This is a genomic window from Krasilnikovia cinnamomea (genome assembly GCF_004217545.1).
GTDB lineage: Bacteria > Actinomycetota > Actinomycetes > Mycobacteriales > Micromonosporaceae > Actinoplanes > Actinoplanes cinnamomeus.
Window position 1 is genome coordinate 6,418,983 of the sequence record NZ_SHKY01000001.1, and the last position, 17,331, is coordinate 6,436,313.

At 71.5% G+C, this 17,331-nt stretch carries 16 protein-coding genes; 4 read left to right on the forward strand and 12 right to left on the reverse strand.

What is annotated here, in order from left to right:
- The first annotated feature begins 104 nt into the window (after positions 1–104).
- The gene (gene pdxR / locus EV385_RS28890; RefSeq protein ID WP_130512324.1) at positions 105–1,637 is read left to right on the forward strand and encodes a MocR-like pyridoxine biosynthesis transcription factor PdxR; all 1,533 of its coding nucleotides are present in this window, start codon (positions 105–107) and stop codon (positions 1,635–1,637) included.
- Positions 1,638–1,919: 282 nt separating this feature from the next.
- Positions 1,920–2,573: a class IV adenylate cyclase gene (locus EV385_RS28895; protein ID WP_130512325.1), complete on the forward strand. Its 654-nt coding sequence runs from the start codon at positions 1,920–1,922 to the stop codon at positions 2,571–2,573.
- Here EV385_RS28895 and cutA read toward each other — a convergent pair.
- The 11 genes from cutA to EV385_RS28950 all read right to left on the reverse strand — a co-directional run bounded on the left by cutA (position 2,515) and on the right by EV385_RS28950 (position 12,772).
- Complete coding sequence (cutA, locus tag EV385_RS28900) at positions 2,515–2,844, reverse strand: divalent-cation tolerance protein CutA (protein WP_130512326.1); 330 nt, start codon at positions 2,842–2,844, stop codon at positions 2,515–2,517. The two genes, EV385_RS28895 and cutA, sit on opposite strands and share 59 nt — an antisense overlap.
- A 360-nt stretch (positions 2,845–3,204) precedes the next feature.
- Positions 3,205–4,620 carry a UbiD family decarboxylase gene (locus tag EV385_RS28905; protein ID WP_242625127.1) on the reverse strand — a complete coding sequence of 472 codons (1,416 nt, stop codon included), beginning with the start codon at positions 4,618–4,620 and terminating at the stop codon, positions 3,205–3,207.
- On the reverse strand, positions 4,617–4,889 hold the full coding sequence (locus EV385_RS28910; protein WP_130512327.1) for a chorismate mutase: 273 nt from the start codon (positions 4,887–4,889) through the stop codon (positions 4,617–4,619). The genes EV385_RS28905 and EV385_RS28910 overlap by 4 nt, the downstream gene beginning before the upstream one ends.
- A gap of 83 nt (positions 4,890–4,972) precedes the next feature.
- Positions 4,973–5,320: a cupin domain-containing protein gene (locus tag EV385_RS28915; RefSeq protein ID WP_130512328.1), complete on the reverse strand. Its 348-nt coding sequence runs from the start codon at positions 5,318–5,320 to the stop codon at positions 4,973–4,975.
- Complete coding sequence (locus EV385_RS28920; protein ID WP_130512329.1) at positions 5,310–5,999, reverse strand: flavodoxin family protein; 690 nt, start codon at positions 5,997–5,999, stop codon at positions 5,310–5,312. Before EV385_RS28920 ends, EV385_RS28915 begins: the two co-directional genes overlap by 11 nt.
- Before the next feature lie 70 nt (positions 6,000–6,069).
- Positions 6,070–7,377: a TrpB-like pyridoxal phosphate-dependent enzyme gene (locus EV385_RS28925; RefSeq protein WP_130512330.1), complete on the reverse strand. Its 1,308-nt coding sequence runs from the start codon at positions 7,375–7,377 to the stop codon at positions 6,070–6,072.
- A gap of 27 nt (positions 7,378–7,404) precedes the next feature.
- Positions 7,405–8,619, reverse strand: a complete 1,215-nt coding sequence (locus EV385_RS28930; protein WP_130512331.1) for an MFS transporter — start codon at positions 8,617–8,619, stop codon at positions 7,405–7,407.
- The gene (locus tag EV385_RS28935) at positions 8,616–9,839 is read right to left on the reverse strand and encodes an ATP-grasp domain-containing protein (RefSeq protein WP_130512332.1); all 1,224 of its coding nucleotides are present in this window, start codon (positions 9,837–9,839) and stop codon (positions 8,616–8,618) included. Before EV385_RS28935 ends, EV385_RS28930 begins: the two co-directional genes overlap by 4 nt.
- A complete protein-coding gene (locus tag EV385_RS28940) occupies positions 9,836–10,609 on the reverse strand; it encodes a B3/B4 domain-containing protein (RefSeq protein ID WP_130512333.1) in 774 nt (257 codons plus the stop codon). Before EV385_RS28940 ends, EV385_RS28935 begins: the two co-directional genes overlap by 4 nt.
- 112 nt (positions 10,610–10,721) lie before the next feature.
- Positions 10,722–11,315 (reverse strand): anthranilate synthase component II, encoded by a 594-nt coding sequence (locus EV385_RS28945; protein WP_130512334.1) that lies wholly within the window; start codon positions 11,313–11,315, stop codon positions 10,722–10,724.
- The gene (locus EV385_RS28950) at positions 11,312–12,772 is read right to left on the reverse strand and encodes an anthranilate synthase component I family protein (protein ID WP_242625128.1); all 1,461 of its coding nucleotides are present in this window, start codon (positions 12,770–12,772) and stop codon (positions 11,312–11,314) included. Before EV385_RS28950 ends, EV385_RS28945 begins: the two co-directional genes overlap by 4 nt.
- Before the next feature lie 327 nt (positions 12,773–13,099).
- On the opposite strand from EV385_RS28950, the gene pdxR (EV385_RS28955) reads away from it, so the two are divergent.
- On the forward strand, positions 13,100–14,629 hold the full coding sequence (gene pdxR, locus EV385_RS28955; protein WP_130512336.1) for a MocR-like pyridoxine biosynthesis transcription factor PdxR: 1,530 nt from the start codon (positions 13,100–13,102) through the stop codon (positions 14,627–14,629).
- A 3-nt stretch (positions 14,630–14,632) separates the two neighbouring features.
- Here the strand turns inward: pdxR (EV385_RS28955) and EV385_RS28960 are convergent, their stop codons facing one another.
- On the reverse strand, positions 14,633–16,156 hold the full coding sequence (locus EV385_RS28960; RefSeq protein ID WP_130512337.1) for an AMP-binding protein: 1,524 nt from the start codon (positions 16,154–16,156) through the stop codon (positions 14,633–14,635).
- A gap of 162 nt (positions 16,157–16,318) precedes the next feature.
- On the opposite strand from EV385_RS28960, the gene EV385_RS28965 reads away from it, so the two are divergent.
- On the forward strand, positions 16,319–17,113 hold the full coding sequence (locus tag EV385_RS28965) for an isocitrate lyase/PEP mutase family protein (RefSeq protein WP_130512338.1): 795 nt from the start codon (positions 16,319–16,321) through the stop codon (positions 17,111–17,113).
- Positions 17,114–17,331 lie beyond the last annotated feature (218 nt).

The window sequence follows — 17,331 nt, forward strand, 5'->3', positions numbered from 1 at the left end:
CACCAGTTCCCGACCCGGCCGGGATGCAAACCCGCCCCGACCGGCATCAACGGGGGTGCAAGTCGCCCGGTAGGGCGCGATGTGCCGGTGAGTAGTCTGGTGCGGTGGGCACGTCGCAGATCATGATCGCCCTGGATCGGGGCAGCGCCGTCTCCCTGCAGACCCAGCTCTGCGACCACATCGTCGACGCGGTACGCACCGGCAAGCTCCAGCCCGGCGATCCGGTGCCACCCAGCCGCGAGCTGGCGGACGAACTCGGCGTGTCCCGTACGGTCGTCCTGCGCGCGTACGAGCTGCTGCGCGCCAACGGCGTGCTGGACGGCCGGCGCGGCTCCGGCACCCGCGTCAGCCGCACGCTGCCCCGCTGGCGGCCGCCCGACGGCCCGGCCCGGACGTCTCGGCTGGCCCCGGAGCCGCCCCTGGCCGGGCAGGCCGACCATCCACTCTGGCAGCCGTGGGAGCGGTCGGCGGACAACGCCATCGACTTCCGGCACAGCACACCCGCGCTGGCGCAGTTCCCGATCTCCCGGTGGCGCCGGACGGTGAACGAGGCGTTCAGCCACGCCGACGCGGCCCTGCTCGGCTACGGCCCGGCCGAGGGCTCGCCCGCGCTGCGCGCGCAACTGGCGGCGCTGCTGCGGCGCAGCCGCGGGCTGCTCGCCCCGGACGATCGCATCCTGATCACCAGCGGCGCCACCCAGGCGATAGACATCCTGGTACGGCTGCTCGTGCGCCCCGACGACGTCATCGTCATCGAGGATCCGAGCCACACGGTGCTGCGGCAGATCTTCGGGTACGCCCGCGCGACGGTGGTGGCCGTCCCCGTGGACGAACAGGGCCTGCGGGTCGGCGACATCGACCGGCACGTCCGCGCGGCCGGACACGAACCCGACCGGGTGCGGCTGATCTACGTGACGCCGTCACACCAGTTCCCCACCGGGTACATCATGTCGCCGCAGCGCCGACGCGACCTGCTGGCCTGGGCGGGCGGGCACGGCGCCACCGTGCTGGAGGACGACTACCACCACGAGTTCACGCTGTCGCGCGAACGGATCCCGGCGATCGCGGCCGACCCCGGCGACGCCGACGTGGCGTACGTGGGCAGCTTCAGCAAGACCCTGTACCCGTCGATCCGGATCGGCTACGCGGTGCTGCCGCAGCATCTGGTCCAGCCGTTCCTCGGCCTGAAGTGGATCACCGACCGGCTGACGGCCACTGTCACCCAGGAGGCCCTGGCCACGTTCATCTCCTCCGGCTCGTACGCGTGGCACATCGGCCGGATGGACCGGCTGTACCGGCAGCGCCGGCGCCGCCTGCTGGACGCCCTGCACGTACAGTTCGACGGCGCCGTCCGGGTGAGCGGGGCGGACGCGGGCCTGCACGTGCTGGTCACCATCGGCGGGGTGCGCGGCACCGACGCCGCCGAGATCGCCCGCCAGGCGGCGGCGCGTGGGGTGCTGGTCTATCCGGCGGCCGACTACTTCGTCGGCCCCACCCCGGATGATCCGATGTTCCTGCTGGGCTACGGGGCGGTGCCGACCGAACGGATCACCGAGGGGGTGGCGTCGTTCGCCGCGGCGGTCCGCGCGGCGGCGCCCGATCGGCGTGAGTCCGCTGTCGGCAACCCATCCGGCTGAGTTTGGGGTTTCCCTCCGTCCGGTACCACGACGACCCCGCCTGCGCAGCGCCCCCCGGTGTCCCGGCCCGGCGGTGCGCCGACGTGGTCGGTGTCGCGGCCAGATCAGCGGCGGGTCGGACGCGGTCTTGGCGGGGCTGCTTGGCGCTGCGCGCGCCCCGGGCGCACCGAGTCCGACCACTGCTGCGGCACCGGCGGGTACCAACGCCGCAGATCCCCGCTGGCCAGTGCGTAGCCGCTACGCTCACGCTCGACCGCCTGTCGAGCAAGAGGGAGCCGCTTCGTGAGCAGCGCTCAAGAGATCGAGGTCAAGTACCGCGTACGGGACTTCGACGGCCTCCTACTTGCCCTGCATCAGCGGGGTATTGCGCTCTCCACGGCTGTGCACCAGGACGACCAGGCGTACGCCCCGGTCGGGTGGCAGTACGGCATGAGCAAGGTCGGAACCTCGTTCGCCCGGCTGCGTACCCAGGACGGTCGCCATTTGTTCACGCTCAAGCGGCCGGTGGAGAACGAGCAGTCGTGCCTTGAATTCGAGTCCGAGGTAGCTGACCGCGAGCAGATGCACCAGGCGATCATGCAGATGGGCTTCTATCCGACCGTCCGTATCGTCAAAGCGCGTCGGGGGGCCAGGTATCGGGACCTGTCGTTGTGCTTGGATGACGTAGACCATGCCGGTACCTTTTTGGAGATCGAGAAGGTGATCGGCCCGAGCGAATCCGGCCTGGCCGTACAAGCCGAGCTGGACGGCTTTGCTCGGTCATTCGGCGTAGCGCTCGATCGCACCGACGACACGTATGACTCATTGGTGCGCGCCGAGCTGTCCAACGTGTATAACATGACCGCCCGGCCGTACACGTCGGCTAACCAACCGGGAGTCAGCTCCCCTGTGTCTCTGCGGTTAGCCAGGCCAGGTAGGCCGGATTGCCGGCCGTGATCGGACTGCACAGAATCTCGGGCACATCGTAACTGTGGTGCTCGCGGATGTGCGCCTCTAGGGCGGAGTACCGAGCGATCGGTGTCTTGAAGGTGATCCGCCACTCCTCGGCGGATTCGACCGCACCCTCCCACCAGTACGTGCTGGTGATCGGGCTGCTGACCTGGGCGCAGGCCGCTACCCGGGCCTCGACCGCACTTCGGGCCAGTGCGTCGGCTGCATCGCGGGAGTCCGTGGTGGTCACTACCTGGCAGTGCTCGTACTCGGCCACGTCAGCCCTTCCGTTTGGGGGTGTTGGGGTGAGCTTATAGGGCGGCTTGCACTGGCCCACTATGTGATCTTGAGGAGAGTCATGCAGTTGGCGAAGGGACCATTCCGCACCGTCATCGCCGACCGTTATCAGTAGCAGTTTCGGTGAAGGCCATCTACGAGGCTTGGCTGGTTCCAGCCAAGCCGGATCAGACTATGACCATAGCCAGGTCAGCTATTCGCGATTCTTCATGTCCCCGGCGTCCAACCGGTATCCCCACCGTTGGCGTCAAGGTCTGCGTTGGGAATTCTGGTGGTCTTGACGCACCAATCGTCGAAATAGTTCGTCGCGTCGCGGACGCCGTGAGGGGCACCGAACGGATCACCGTGGGGGCGGCGGCGTGCTGAACGCGGGCCGCCGGAACCGGTGCCGCTGCCCGTACGGCACCGTGCAGTCGAACAGCGTCTTCGCCGTGCGCCCGTCGGCCGAGATCGTCGTCGAGTAGCCGGTGTGCTGGGAGGGGTCGAGCGGGAACCCCTCCCGGTCGGGCAGCACGACGATGTCCCGGTCGCCCTGCAGCCGGGTCGCCATCGCCCACCACAGGTCCTGCTCGGACTCCACGTCGACGTCCGAGTCGACGCCGACCACCAGCTTGACCATCCGGAACCGCTCCAGCACCGCCAGCGACGCGGCGCGGACGGTCTCGTCGTCGCCCGCGTCCCGCTTGGCCCACTGCAGCACCGTCATGAGTTGACCGCCGCCCGAGGTGTGGCAGTGCACCGCCCGGATCGGGGCGTCGCGGCGCAGCAGGTCGTCGAGGATCGCGGCTTCCATGCCGAAGCCGAGCAGGTGCGACTGCTCGTATCCGGGGCCGGAGACGGCCTGCAGGATCGGATTCGGCCGGGCGGTGACCGCGGTGACCCGGACCACCGGCAGCGCCGGGTGGGCGCGGCCCTGGTAGCCGAGGAACTCGGGGGTGGCCGCCTCGCCGTCCGGGTTCTCGGCGGCCAGCTCGGCGGTGATCTCGCCTTCGAGCACGTACTCGGCGTCCGCGATGAACTCGGCGGCGACGCTGCGGCAGGGCAGCAGCTCGACCGGCGCCCCGGCCAGCGACCCGGCCACCGCCAGCTCGTCCAGCCCGGTGGGCACCAGCGAGGTCGGGCAGCAGGAGGAGAGCATCACGGCCGGGGAGAGGCCGAGGTGGATCGCGACCGGCAGCGACCTGCCGCGCGCCAGCGAACGTTCGTACGCCAGCCCCAGGTCGCGGCCGGGCACCATCCAGATCGTCAGCCGGTCGGTGCCGCGCACGCACATGCGGTGCACCGACAGATTGCGTACGCCGGTCTCCGGGTCGGTGGCCAGCACCGCGCCGAGGGTGAGGTACGGGCCGGCGTCCTCACCGGTCAGGACCGGGATCGGCAGCGCCGACAGGTCCGTGGGGAGAACGTGGCGCGGCCACCGGCCCGGCTCGGCGGCCGGCACCGGGGCGAGCGGTGCGGCCACGGCGTCGCGCAGCCGGAACGGCACCTGGCCGGGGCGGAGCCCGAGCAGGGCCGCGGCCCGGCGGCGGGTGCCGTAGAGGCCCATCAGGACCCGCGACGGCGGCCCGGTGACCGGGCGTACCTTCTCGAACAGCACGGCCGGGCCGGGGCCGGTGGGCGGCGGGGCCGGCGTCCCGGCCCACCGGGCGTAGTGCGCGCCGGGGCCGAAGCGGGCCGGTAGCTCGTCGTCGACGCGCACCAGCTCGCCCGGCATCGACTCCAGCGCCGCGACCGCCGTACGCAGGTCGGTGATCACACCGGTGTCCCGCGCCGCCGCGCCAACCGGACCAGCTGCATGGCGGTCAGCTCCTCGATGAGCGCCCGGTACGTCTCCCGGGCGATCCGCGGGGGCATGCCGTGCCGCTCGGCGAGCATCTCGACGCGGGCCAGCACCGCCCGGACCCGGTCGGGGGAGCGGACGGCGGCCTCGTCCGTCTTGTGCTCGGTGAGGATCCGCACGGCGGCGGTCCGCTCGGCCAGCAACGCGACGATCTGCTCGTCGAGTTCGTCGATGCGGTTGCGCATTCGGTCGATTTCGCCCTGTGCGTAACCGGGTCCCACATTTCCGGTGACGCTGTGCCGGCCCGGCGTGCCCTCGCTTCGCTCGGTCATGCGGCGACGACCCGGTCGATGACGAACACGACGGTGGGCTCGTCGTTGGAACCCTGCGAGCGGTGCTCGTCGTCGTCGGGGATGACGAAGGCCATGCCGGGGCGGCACGGCACCGACCGGTCCCGGAAGTGGATGGTGAACTCGCCCTGCAGCACGTAGCCGCTGTGGCCGCGCACGCACCACTCGTGCTCGTCGAAACCGGCGGGGAGCTCCAGCAGCCGCAGTCGCTGACCGCCCACGTACGCGATCTTGACGCGCCCGTCGGCGCCCGGCTTGTGCCAGGTCTCCCACTCGGCGTTCGGGAAGTCGATGCCGACGGGCAGGGTGACGGCGTCAGTGGACATTGTCGATGTCTCCTCGGTGGGGGGTGTGCTCGCCGCGGCGCGGACGAGGAACGCGTTCGTTGAGATCACGCAGGGGCAGCACCGGTCCGTCGACGATGCGCTGGTGCCGGTGCAGCAGCTGGATCATGTCGAGCATCCGGTGCAGCATGCGTTCGAGAGCGTCGAGGCCCTCGACGTCGTTCAGGCCCGGTGTGCTGTCGGTGTTGCGCAGCAGCACCGGAAAGCCGCTGCCGACGAGGATCATGCGGTTGAGAAGCAGGTTGTTGACGATCTGGTTGTGTGCCGACGAGTCGCTGTAGCGGCGGCCGGTGACGATCACCCCGCCGACCTTGTTCGCCAGCGGACGGTCGAAGCGCAGGTAGCCGACGCCGGCGCGTTCGATGAAGATCTGCATCAGGTGCGCCAGGCCGAAGCCGTGCACCGGCGCGGCGTACAGGATGCCGTCGGCCGCGCGCATCCGTTCGATCAGGGCCGGCATGTCGTCGGTGAGCTCGCACGGCACCAGCCGGCTGTTGCAGTTGCCGCACGGGCTGCACGGCGCGATGCGGTGGTCGCGCAGGAAGATCGTCTGTAGTTCGCCGCCGCGCGCGGCGATCAGGCGGCCCGCGTGGGCCACCGCCAGGTCGGTGTTTCCCCCGGCGCGTTCGGAACCGTTGATGGCCAGGATGCTGCTTGGCATGTCCTCTCGTCCCCCGTGAATCGGCGTGGGCGCCCGGACGGTGGAAGGAACCCCTTCCGGGCGCGCCGCGTCAGTCGGTCAGTCGTCCGGCGAAGTAGTCCACGTACGCCTGCATGTCGAAGTGGCCGTGGCCGGACAGCGAGAACACAATGGCCTTCGACTCGCCGGACTCCCGGCAGGCGAGCGCCTCGTCGATCGCCACCCGCACCGCGTGGGTCGACTCGGGTGCGGGCACGATGCCCTCGGCCCGGGCGAACTGGACACCGGCGGAGAAGCAGGCCCGCTGCGGCACGGCCCGCGCCTCCAGCGCCTCGGTGTCCTTGAGGGCGCTGACGATCGGCGCCATGCCGTGGTACCGCAGCCCACCGGCGTGAATGGACGGCGGCACGAAGTCGTGGCCGAGGGTGTGCATCTTGGTCAGCGGTGTCATCCCCGCGGTGTCACCGAAGTCGTACTCGTAGGTGCCCTCGGTCAGCGACGGGCAGGAGGCGGGCTCGACCGCGATCAGCCGGACCGCCGGGCCGCTGCCGTCGTGCTGGCGGCGCCAGAAGGGCAGGGCCAGGCCGGCGAAGTTGGAGCCGCCCCCGGCCGCGCCGATCACCACGTCGGGATAGTCGTCGGCCAGCTCCAGCTGGCGCAGCGCCTCCTGCCCGATGACCGTCTGGTGCATGAGGACGAGGTTGAGCACCGAGCCGAGCGCGTACTTCGCGGTGCCGCCGCTGGCCAGCGCCGCCTCGACCGCCTCGGAGATGGCCAGGCCCAGGCTGCCGGTGGAGTCCGGGTCGGCGGCCAGGGCCGCCCGTCCGGCCTCGGTCAGCGTGCTCGGGCTGGCGGTGACGCTGGCGCCGAAGGTCTCCATGAGCGCCCGCCGGTACGGCTTCTGGTCGTAGCTGACCCGGACCATGTAGACCTCGCAGTCCAGCCCGAAGTACGAGCAGGCCAGCGACAGCGAGCTGCCCCACTGCCCGGCGCCGGTCTCGGTGGTGAGCTTCGCCACGCCTTCCCGCTTGTTGTAGTAGGCCTGCGGCACCGCCGTGTTGGGCTTGTGGCTGCCCGCGGGGCTCACACCCTCGTACTTGAAGTAGATCCGGGCCGGCGTTTTCAGGGCCTGCTCCAGCCGGTGCGCCCGGACGAGCGGGCTCGGCCGCCACTGCCGGTACACGTCGAGGACCGCGCCGGGGATGTCGATGTCGCGGTCGGTGGAGAACTCCTGGTCGATCAGGGCCTGGGGGAACAGCGGCGCGAGGTCGGCCGGGGTGACCGGCTGCCGGGTGCCGGGGTGCAGCATCGGCGGCAGCCCCTTGGGCAGATCCGGCACGACGTTGTACCAGGTCGTGGGGAGGTCGTTCGCGGACAGAAGGAATCGGGTGACGGGCATCTGCTGTGCATCTCCGGGTGGTAGTGATCAGACGTACTGGGGTCGTGGTTCGGGCACCGGCGCGCGGCGCACCGGCAGGACCGCGTAGGCGAGGATGCCGAGCGCGGGAGCCAGGAACAGGGCGAGGAACACCGGCGCGTGGCCCTGCTCCTGCCAGAGCAGGCCGAAGCCCATCGGTACGACGAGGCGGGCGAAGCTGAGCACGAAGCCGTTGAGCGCCATGAACCGCCCGACCCGCCGCCCGTCGACGTGGTCGGCGATGTACGTCGGGATGACGACCGACACGATGATCTCGCCGAGGGTCCACACCACCGTGGACAGCAGGATCGCCGGAAGCGAGAAGGCGAAGACCATCAGCGCGGTGCCCGCCGTCCACAGGACCCCCGCCACGATCAGCAGGATCCGGGTCGGGTGCGTCTTGATCCTGCGTTCGATGAGCAGTCCCGCCGAGACCACGACGACACTGTTGATGGTGTAGACGACGCCGATCATCGCCGCGGACGTGTTCAGCACGGTGGTGACCGCCAGCGGCAGCGCGTACTCGATGCCGATCAGCGGCGCCACGTAGCACAGCGACGCGAGCACCACCAGCGCCACGTCGGTGTCGCGGCGCCGCCCGGACGGCTCGTGGAGGCGTCCCGGCTCGGCTTTGCGGCGGATCGTGTCGCGCGGCACCCACAGGGCGATCATCGCGGCGCAGGCCAGCCCGAGCGCGATGTTGCCCGCGAACATCAGCGCGTACGAGTACGCCGCGGCGACGCCGCCCAGCAGCGGGCCGATGCCCATGCCCAGGTTGTTGGCGATGTAGTTCACCGTGTACGCGAACGGCCGCTGCTCGGGCGAGGCCAGGTCGGCGATGAGGGTGTTCGCGGCGGGCGCGAACATGCCCATGCCGACCAGCGCGACGAACAGGAACGTCGCGTACAGCCAGGGCGAGTCCCGCACGAGGGCGAGGCCCGCGTATCCCACGGCGTTCAGGATGAGGCTGACCAGCAGCGCTGGGCGCCGCCCGACCCGGTCGCAGACCGGGCCGCTGAGCAGGCTGCCGACCAGCAGGCCGGTGCTGCCGACCGAGATCAGCACGCCGGCCTGGCCGGTGCTCAGGTGCTTGGCGTCGGTGAGGTAGACCGCCAGGAGTGGGAAGACGAACATGCCCACCCGGTTGACGAAGCAGGCCAGCACGAGGACCCGCAACGGTCTGGGCAGGTCCGCGAACTGCCGCAGCCGGGCCGCGCCGATCATGACTGCTCCGGCGCGGTCCGGACGACGAAGGTGTCCCGGATGACCTTGAACCGGGCCTTCACGTCCTCGCAGTCGCGGCCGGAGCAGACGAACCAGCCCAGCACGTCGTTGGAGGCGGTCGGTGGGGCCAGCACGTCGCCGGCGCGCTTCCACACGTCCGCGTCGAGCACCGAGTCGAGCCTCTTGAGCTGCTCGGCACTGGTGATCTCGGTGATCCGGCCGACGCGCGACGAGGACAGGTACTCGGTGCCGACCTCGGGACCGCCGCGGCTCACCGGCCGGTGCGCCGGGTCCAGCTCCAGCCGGCACCACTCGCCGGCCAGGTTGATGCCGTGCCCGGCCTGGATGGCCGGCACGATCGAGCCGCCGCCCGCCCGGGCCGCCGCCTCCCCGAACACGACCGACCCGTCGTCGCGCAGGAAGAACTCGACGTGGGCGACCCCGGTGCGCATCCCGAAGCCGCGCAGCAGCCGGGCGTTCTGGGACAGGATGCGCCGTTCGCCCTCCGACAGGTCGTGCCGGCGCGAGATCGTCCCGCCCGGCTCGTCGCGGAACTGCAGGATCGAGTACGTGTACCGGGACAGCTGCTCGAAGACGATCTCGCCGTCGCTGACCAGGGAGTCCACGTGGTATTCGACGCCCTCGACGTACTCCTCGACCCGGTAGTCGTGCCGGTCGTCGGCGATCTCCGGCCACACCCGCTCCAGCTCGGCGTCGGAGTCGACCCGGAACGTACGGCCGCAGGCCCAGCCCGCGTACGGCTTGAGCACGATGGGGTAGCCCGTGGTGGCCGCGAACTCCTGGATCGCGCCGAGGGTGTCCGGGCGGCACGAGCGCGCCACCAGGATGCCGAGCTCCTCCGCCCGCCGGTGCATGACGTTCTTGTCGCGGAAGGTGAGCGCCTGCTCCGGGTCCAGCCCCGGGATGGCGTGGTCGCGGCGGCACCGGCTGGCCGTCAGCACGTCCCCTTCGAAGAGCGGGAAGATCCGTTCCACCCGGTGCTCGGCGCAGATCGTGTCCATCACCCGGCGCACGTGCGCGGAGTCGTCCAGGTCGGCGTGGTAGCTGCGGACCCCGCCGGCGTCGGCGGGGTCCCAGCCGGTGGGGATCACCGCGACCGGTTCGACGCCGTACTCCCGCGCCGCCGCGACGACGCTGGCGAACTGGGCGGCGTACCGGCCGGCCTGCGGCCGGTAGACGATGACGATGGCACGCTTCATGACGGCCTCCCCACGGTGACGGTCTCGGCGGCGAACGGTGATCCGGTGCGGACGGTGCGGTCCAGGCGCAGCCGGTGCGCCGGTGGGTCACCCAGCTCAGCCAGGGCGTCGCCGAGCCGGTCGAGGGCCGCGTCCACCTGGGCCGCACCGGCAGGATCCGCCGCCTCCACGGTGAGCAGCAGCCGCTGCGGCCCGGTGCCGGTGGCCAGGACATGGCTCTGCCGCCAGTTCCAGCGCCGCGAGTGGGCGCGTCCGGCGCGGTCGGCGTAGATCACCTCGCCGGGCTCCGGGTGCTCGGCGGCGTCGGGCTGGCCGAGCGGCAGGAACGTCTCGGTCCCGCCGGCCGGGCGGACCGCCAGCTCGTCCACGACGGAGCCGACGGCACAGCTCGCGACCGGCAGGCTGGTGGCCAGCGAGACCGCGTTGCACAGGTCCACCAGCGCGTTGATCCGGGGCAGCCGGTCGCCCTTGGCGACCCGCCGGGCGATCGCCTCGGCCGCGCACGGGAACCGGTTCGGGTTCAGCCCGACGGCGCGGTACGCGTCCCGCCACGCCGCGATGCCGGGCAGCGTGGCGACACCGGCCTTGTCCAGCCCCCGCGCCTGCACGGTCGCTTCGGCGGCGGCGAGCAGCCGCCGCACCGCCGGGTGGTCGCGGGGCACGTCGAGCGCGGGCACCGCGATCAGGCCGAGCACATAGTCGGGTACGCGTTCCAGCACGCGCTCGTCGATGGTGACCCGGATACCGCCGGGGTCGGTGGGCTGTGGCATGGGACTCCTCAGGGTGTGGCGTTCTGCGCCGCACCGTATGTCCGCGGACGGGACCGCGCGGCGACCAATGCCGCGCCGTTCGATGAGGCCAATCGGCGTGCCGACCCGAGGGTCACGGCACCGGCGCGACCGAGGTGCGGGCGGCACCGCGCAGGAAGTTGTCGAACAGCCGTGCCCCGTCCTCGGTCATGATGCTTTCGGGGTGGAACTGCACCCCCTCGACGGGCAGCGAGCGGTGCCGCAGGCCCATGACGTAGCCGTCGTCGCGCGCGACCGCGGTGACCTCCAGCTCCGGCGGCATGTCGTGGGTGACGATCAGGGAGTGGTAGCGGGTGACGGTCAGCGACCGTGCCGAGCCCGCGAAGACCCCCCGGCCGTCGTGGTCGACGACGCTGGTCTTGCCGTGCATCAGGTGGGTGGCGACCGCGGTGACGCCGCCGAACGCCAGCCCGATCGCCTGGTGGCCGAGGCAGACGCCGAGGATGGGGACCTCGCCGACGAAGCGGTGCACGAGCTCCACGTGTCCCGAGTCGGCGGGGTGGCCGGGCCCCGGGCCCAGCAGCACGGCGTCGGGCGCCAGCGCGGCCATCTCGTCCGGGGTGCGGGTGCGCGAGCGTACGACGACGGTCTCGGCGCCCAGTGTCCGCAGGTACTGGTAGATGATGTGCGTGAAGCTGTCGTACGCGTCGACCAGCAGGACCCTCATGCCAGCAGCTCGCTTCCGGTCAGCGCCCAGTAGGTCGCGCTCATCTTGGCCAGCGTCTCGCGCCACTCGCCGCCCGGCGTCGAGTCGGCGACCACGCCCGCGGACGCCTGCGTGCGGTACACCCGCCCGTCGTGCACCGCGGTGCGGATGCAGAGCGCGAAGATGGCGTACCCGCGCGGGTCGAGCAGGCCGAGCGCGCCCGCGTAGATGCCGCGCGGGCTGTCCTCGATGGACTGGATGATCTCCATGGCGCGCAGCTTGGGCGCGCCCGTCATGGTGCCGGCGGGGAAGGCCGCGCAGACCGCGTCCCACACGTCGACGCCGTCCTCCAGCCGCCCGGACACCGTGGACACCAGATGGTGCACGTACGCGAACGGCTCGGCCCGCATCATCGAGTCCACGCTCAGCGTGCCCGGGACGCAGATCCGTCCGATGTCGTTGCGGCACAGGTCGACCAGCATGACGTGCTCGGCCCGCTCCTTGTCGCTGCCGACCAGCTCGGCCACGCGGGCACGGTCGCTCTCCGGGTCGGCGGCGCGGGGGACGGTACCGGCGATCGGCCGCATGACCACCGAGCCGTCCTGGATCTTCAGGAACAGTTCCGGGCTGGCACCGATGACGGTCTCGCCGGCCCACGGCAGCAGGTACATGTACGGCGAGGGACTGCGTTCGCGCAGGCGCCGGTACACGTCCAGCGGGGCGAGGTCGCTGGCCACCTCGATGCGGTGGCCGATCTGGATCTGGTAGCTGTCGCCGACCTCGATGAAGCCGAGACACTCCTTGACGCGGGCCTGGAACGTCTCAGCGTCCACACTGTCGCGTACCCAGTGCGGCGCCGGGGCGGCCGGCGTGCCGGCGGGCTCGACCGCACCGGCCAGCAGGTCGGTCACCAGGGGCGTGGACCCGGCATCGAGCAGCGGACCGGAGCTGACCAGTTGACTGACGGTACCGGTGTCCAGATCCCACCAGACCGTGTTGCGGAACAACGTCAGGGTGAGGCGGGCGACCTGGTCGGCGGCCGGGTTGGGCGGCAGCGTGTCCATGTCCCAGGCCGCCTCGTAGGCGAACGTGGTGAGGAAGCCGAAGGCGAACGCGCCGACCGGCACCTCGGTGTCGAGGGCGAGCGCGCCGGTCAGCGCGCGCACCGTCGACCAGACCGTGTCCGGCCCCGCGACCCGCCAGGTGCGCACGCCGTCCGCTTGGCCGAGGCGGACGCCGAGCACCGCGTCGGCGACGGCGGCCAGGGCGGCACCGAGCGCGCCGGAGGTGTGCAGTTCCAGACGGTCGCCGACGAACCGCAGTTCAGCGAGGCGGTCCCAGCCGAGCATCGCGCCATGGCGGTCCTGGTCCGGGCCGTCGAGGCTCTCCAGCAGGTAGAGGTCGCCGGCCGGACGCTGGGCGGCGAGGGTCGCGTAGAGCGCGAGCGGGTCGACGGGCGGCAGCGGTACGACGTGCACCGCAATCGGAACTGTTCCCGCCAATAGGGTTTTCTGGTTCGGATCAGACATGCGGCTTACCCCCGTGTGCAGCATTTCCGGTCCCATTCCGCAACCGGCCTTCTGGTCAATCCATCCTGGACGCTGAGCGTGCGCGTTTCTCGCAGCGAGAAGCCTCGATGACTCGGCTTGTAGTGAGCGTCACAATGACGCTCCACACAGGACTGTCACCAGCCCCGATACCGTGTTTGAGATTGGGCGATACACATCGCCGGCTCGTTGGGAAACATCAGATCAACGCGGAACGCGTGCCGTCCATACCACTTCATCATCGGGGGACGAGACCAATTGAGCAGGCATCTAGAGATATCGATCGATCGACAATCCAGGATCCCGATCGCGCAACAGACCCGCGACGCCATCCGGCGCATGATCGAGGAGGACATGCTGCAACCGGAGACCCGGCTGCCCTCAAGCCGGCGACTCGGAATGGACCTCGGCGTCTCGCGCAGCGTGGTGGTGGAGGCGTACGAGCAGTTGATCGCCGAGGGGTATCTGGTCGCCCGGCGCGGCTCCGGCACCTCCGTCGCACCCTCGGTGCGCCCGCCGCGGGAGTCGGTGCTTGCGGCGCCGCAGCGACCGGTCGCCGCGCGGTGGGACCTGCGCACCGGGGGCTGCGACGCGTCCTGGTTCCCCAGGCAGGAGTGGGTGCGCTGCCTGACCGCGGTGATCAGCGCGGCCGGCCCGAGCGAGCTGGGATACGCCACCCCCGCCGGGCCCCCCGCCGTACGGCAGGCGGCCGCCGGCTACCTCAGCCGGGTGCGCGGCGTACGGGCCCGCGCCGACCGGGTCATGATGACGGCCGGGTTCGCGCAGGGCCTCGCGCTGCTCTGCGCGGTGCTGCGGGAGCGCGGTCACGAGGTGGTGGCCGTGGAGGACCCCGGCCATCCCGGCGAGCGGCAGTTCATGTCCCGGGCCGGGCTGCGGCCGGTCGGCGTCCCGGTCGACGCCGACGGCCTCGTCGTCGACGAGCTGTACCGCACGGGTGCCCGCGCGGTGGTGGTCACCCCGGCCTGCCAGTTTCCGACCGGCGTGCCGCTGGCCGCGCACCGCAAGGCCGAGCTGGTCGAGTGGGCGCACCGGGTCGACGGCTTCGTCATCGAGGACGACTTCGAGAGCGCCTTCGTGGCCGCCGCCGACCGGGCGCCGGCGCTGCAGAGCCTGGCCCCCGACCGGGTGGTCTACGCCGGCAGCGCCAGCAAGGTCCTGGCGCCGGCGCTGCGCCTCGGCTGGCTGGTGGTGCCGTCCCCGCTGATGCCCGGCCTGGAGTTCGTCAGGTCCAGCCGGGACTTCGGGTGTTCCGGGCTGGAACAGCTCGCCTTCGCCCGGTTCCTGGAGACCGGCGGTTTCGACCGGCACCTGCGCCGCGTGCGCGACGAGGTACGCAAGCGGCGTGAGCAGGTCCGGGACGATGCCCTGCGGCTGCTGCCCGGGGTACGGCCGATCGGCGCCGCCAGCGGCCTGCAGACCTACCTGGAGTTGCCCGCCGGATGCGACGAGGCCGCGCTGCTGCGGGCGGCACAGGCCCGATCCGTGCTGGTGCACGGCGCGCAGTTCTACCGGATCAACCGTGCCGTCCAGCCCGGCGCCGTGGTCGTCAGCTATGCGACCGTGCACCGCCCGGGTCTGTCGCGTGCGATGGCGGCGCTCGGCATCGCGTACCGGGAGGTCTGTACCGGACCACCGGTCCGCCATCACCGGGGCGGCAAGTCGATGCGTACGGGATTGGGCGCACATGCCGTTGATCCCGCCCGCGAGTTGCGGGTTCCCGTCACAGCCTCGCCGCCCCTGGGTCCCCGCGTGGTCCGGCCCGGTTGACGGTCAGTTGACCTCGCGTTCGTGGCCCGCCCAGTACGGCTCGCGCAGCTTGAACTTCTGGATCTTGCCGGTGGCGGTGCGCGGCAGCGCGTCGAGGAACTCCACCCGCTTGGGGCACTTGAAACCGGCCAGGTGATCCCGGCAGTGGGTGATGATGTCCTGGGCGGTGAGCGGTCGGCCGTCGGTGACCACCAGCGCAGTGACCAGCTCGCCCCAGGTCTCGTCGGGGATGCCGATCACGGCCGCCTCCCGGACCGCCGGGTGCGAGATGAGTGCGTCCTCGACCTCGATCGAGGACACGTTCTCGCCGCCGGTGATGATGACGTCCTTCTTCCGGTCCGAGATCGTCAGATAGCCGTCGGTGAACGTGCCGCCGTCGCCGGTGTGGAACCAGTTCCCGGCCTGTGCCCGTGCGGTCTCCTCGGGGTTGGCCCAGTAGCCCTCCAGGTTGGTGTTGGACTGGGCCAGCACCTGGCCGTCCTCGTCGATCCTGATCCGGGTGCCGAGCGCGGGCGCGCCGGCCCGGCCGAGGAGGCCGGCCTGCTCGTGCGGGTCGAGGCCGGTCCACTCGGCGCGCATGCGGTTGACCGTCAGCAGCGGTGAGGTCTCGGTCAGGCCGTAGATCTGGAGGAACTCCCAGCCCAGTTCGGCGCGGATCCGCTCGATGGTGCGGGTGGGTGGCGGGGCACCGGCCACCACGACGCGTACCCGGTCACGGCCGGGGACCTCCCCGTCCCACGTCGCGGCGGCGTCCAGTACGGCGGTGACCACCGCGGGCGCGGCGCACAGGATGGTGACGCCGTGCCGGTCGATGCGACGCAGGATCTCGGCGCCGTCGACCTTGCGCAGCACGATGTGCCGCCCGCCGAGCCCGGTCAGCGCGTACGGCATGCCCCAGCCGTTGGCGTGGAACATCGGCAGGGTGTGCAGCAGCACGTCATGGTCGGACAGGGTGGTGTGCAGTCCGAAGGTGACGGCGTTGAGCCACAGGTTGCGGTGGGTCAGCTGGACACCCTTGGGCCGTGCCGTGGTGCCGGAGGTGTAGTTCAGCGTCGCGGTGGCCGACTCGTCACCCGCCCACGGCGCCGGGTCGGCGGTGCTGCCGAAGATCTCGTCGTCGTCCCCGAGCGTGCAGACGTGCTTCGCGGTGACCGTGTCGCACAGGTGCTCCAGCTCCGGGTCGACGAGCAGGACCTCGGCGCCGGAGTGCTCCACGATGTACTTCACCTCCGCGGCCGACAGCCGGAAGTTGACCGGCACCAGGATGCGGCCCCAACCGGAGACACCGAAGAACGACACGAGCAGGCGGGCCGCGTTGTGCGACACGATCGCCACCCGGCCGCCGACCGGTACGCCCAGCGCGTCGAGCCCGGCGGCCTGGGCCCGGGCCAGCCTGGCGACCTCCCGATAGGTCAGTGAGCCCCAGGAGGGGGCGGGCTGCTGGGGCTCGTCGACGACCCCGACGCGGTCGGCGTACACCAGTTCGGCACGGTCCAGGAAATCGCGTACGCCCAGATCGAAGAACACGTGACGGTCCTCTCGCTCGCTGAACCCCCATGGTGCGCCACACCCCCGTGGCCGACAACGCACGACCCACGCTCCGCACGTCAGCCTGGACCGTTGGCCGGGACATCTGTCCCGCCGCGCCCGGGCCAACGGCTTGCTCTGACGCGGGTAGCATCGGCCGGCATGATCGAGAACGCCCGTGGTGCCTTCCGCCGGTTGCATGAGGCGGGCACGTTCGTCATACCGAACCCGTGGGACGTGCCGTCGGCGCGGTTGCTGGCAGGCCTGGGCTTCCCGGCGCTGGCCACCACGAGTTCCGGGTTCGCCGCCTCCCTCGGCCGCGCCGACCAGCGCGCCACCCGCGACGAGCTGGTCGCCCACGTCGCCACGCTGACCGCTGCCGTCGAGATACCGGTGTCCGTGGACGCCGAGCGCGGGTACGCGGCGGACCCGGCGGGCGTCGCCGAGACCGTACGGATGCTGGCGGAGGCCGGCGCCAGCGGCGTGTCGATCGAGGACTACGACCCCGCCACGGAGCGCATCGATCCCGTGGGGGTCGCGGTCGAGCGGATCGCCGCGGCCGCCGAGGTGTGCGCCCGCTACGGCCTGGTGCTCACGGGTCGCGCCGAGAACCATCTCTACGGCATCGGCGACCTGCGGGACACCATCGACCGCCTGCTCGCCTACCGGGACGCGGGCGCCGCATGCCTGTACGCCCCGGGGCTGGCCGATCTCGGCGACATCGCCGCCGTGGTCCGCGAGACCGGCGCGGCGGTGAACGTGCTGGCGCTGCGGCACGGCCCGACCGTGGCGCAACTCGCCACCGCCGGCGTGCGGCGGGTGTCGACGGGAGGCAGCCTGGCCTGGGCGGCGTACGGTGCGCTGGTGGACGCCGCGACGGAGCTGCGCGACAGCGGCACCAGTGGCTACCTCGACCGGGCGCTGCCGCGCGCGCTGCGCGACTCGGCCTTCCGCTGATCTACGTCGATCCCGCCCGGGGTCGTGGCGGGTCTGTCCGGCGGCGGGCCGCCCTTCCGCGGGTCGCGGGATCTTCCCGGCGGGGACCGGCAGGGCTAGAGTGGGCCACGGCTCGGGCGCGTTGTTCGCATGGATAACCAACCGCCCCCAGCATCACACCGCCAACCATGTGCCGGCCCAACGCGGCCCGGGTACAGCACGGCGGACGGGAGCTGGAC

What these genes read in the sequence shown, in the direction of transcription:
- EV385_RS28910 (WP_130512327.1), bottom strand. Translation starts at nt 4,889, where the DNA reads ATGCGCAACCGCATCGACGAACTCGACGAGCAGATCGTCGCGTTGCTG.
- EV385_RS28915 (WP_130512328.1), bottom strand. Translation starts at nt 5,320, where the DNA reads ATGTCCACTGACGCCGTCACCCTGCCCGTCGGCATCGACTTCCCGAAC.
- EV385_RS28920 (WP_130512329.1), bottom strand. Translation starts at nt 5,999, where the DNA reads ATGCCAAGCAGCATCCTGGCCATCAACGGTTCCGAACGCGCCGGGGGA.
- EV385_RS28925 (WP_130512330.1), bottom strand. Translation starts at nt 7,377, where the DNA reads ATGCCCGTCACCCGATTCCTTCTGTCCGCGAACGACCTCCCCACGACC.
- EV385_RS28930 (WP_130512331.1), bottom strand. Translation starts at nt 8,619, where the DNA reads ATGATCGGCGCGGCCCGGCTGCGGCAGTTCGCGGACCTGCCCAGACCG.
- EV385_RS28935 (WP_130512332.1), bottom strand. Translation starts at nt 9,839, where the DNA reads ATGAAGCGTGCCATCGTCATCGTCTACCGGCCGCAGGCCGGCCGGTAC.
- EV385_RS28940 (WP_130512333.1), bottom strand. Translation starts at nt 10,609, where the DNA reads ATGCCACAGCCCACCGACCCCGGCGGTATCCGGGTCACCATCGACGAG.
- EV385_RS28945 (WP_130512334.1), bottom strand. Translation starts at nt 11,315, where the DNA reads ATGAGGGTCCTGCTGGTCGACGCGTACGACAGCTTCACGCACATCATC.
- EV385_RS28965 (WP_130512338.1), top strand. Translation starts at nt 16,319, where the DNA reads ATGATCGAGAACGCCCGTGGTGCCTTCCGCCGGTTGCATGAGGCGGGC.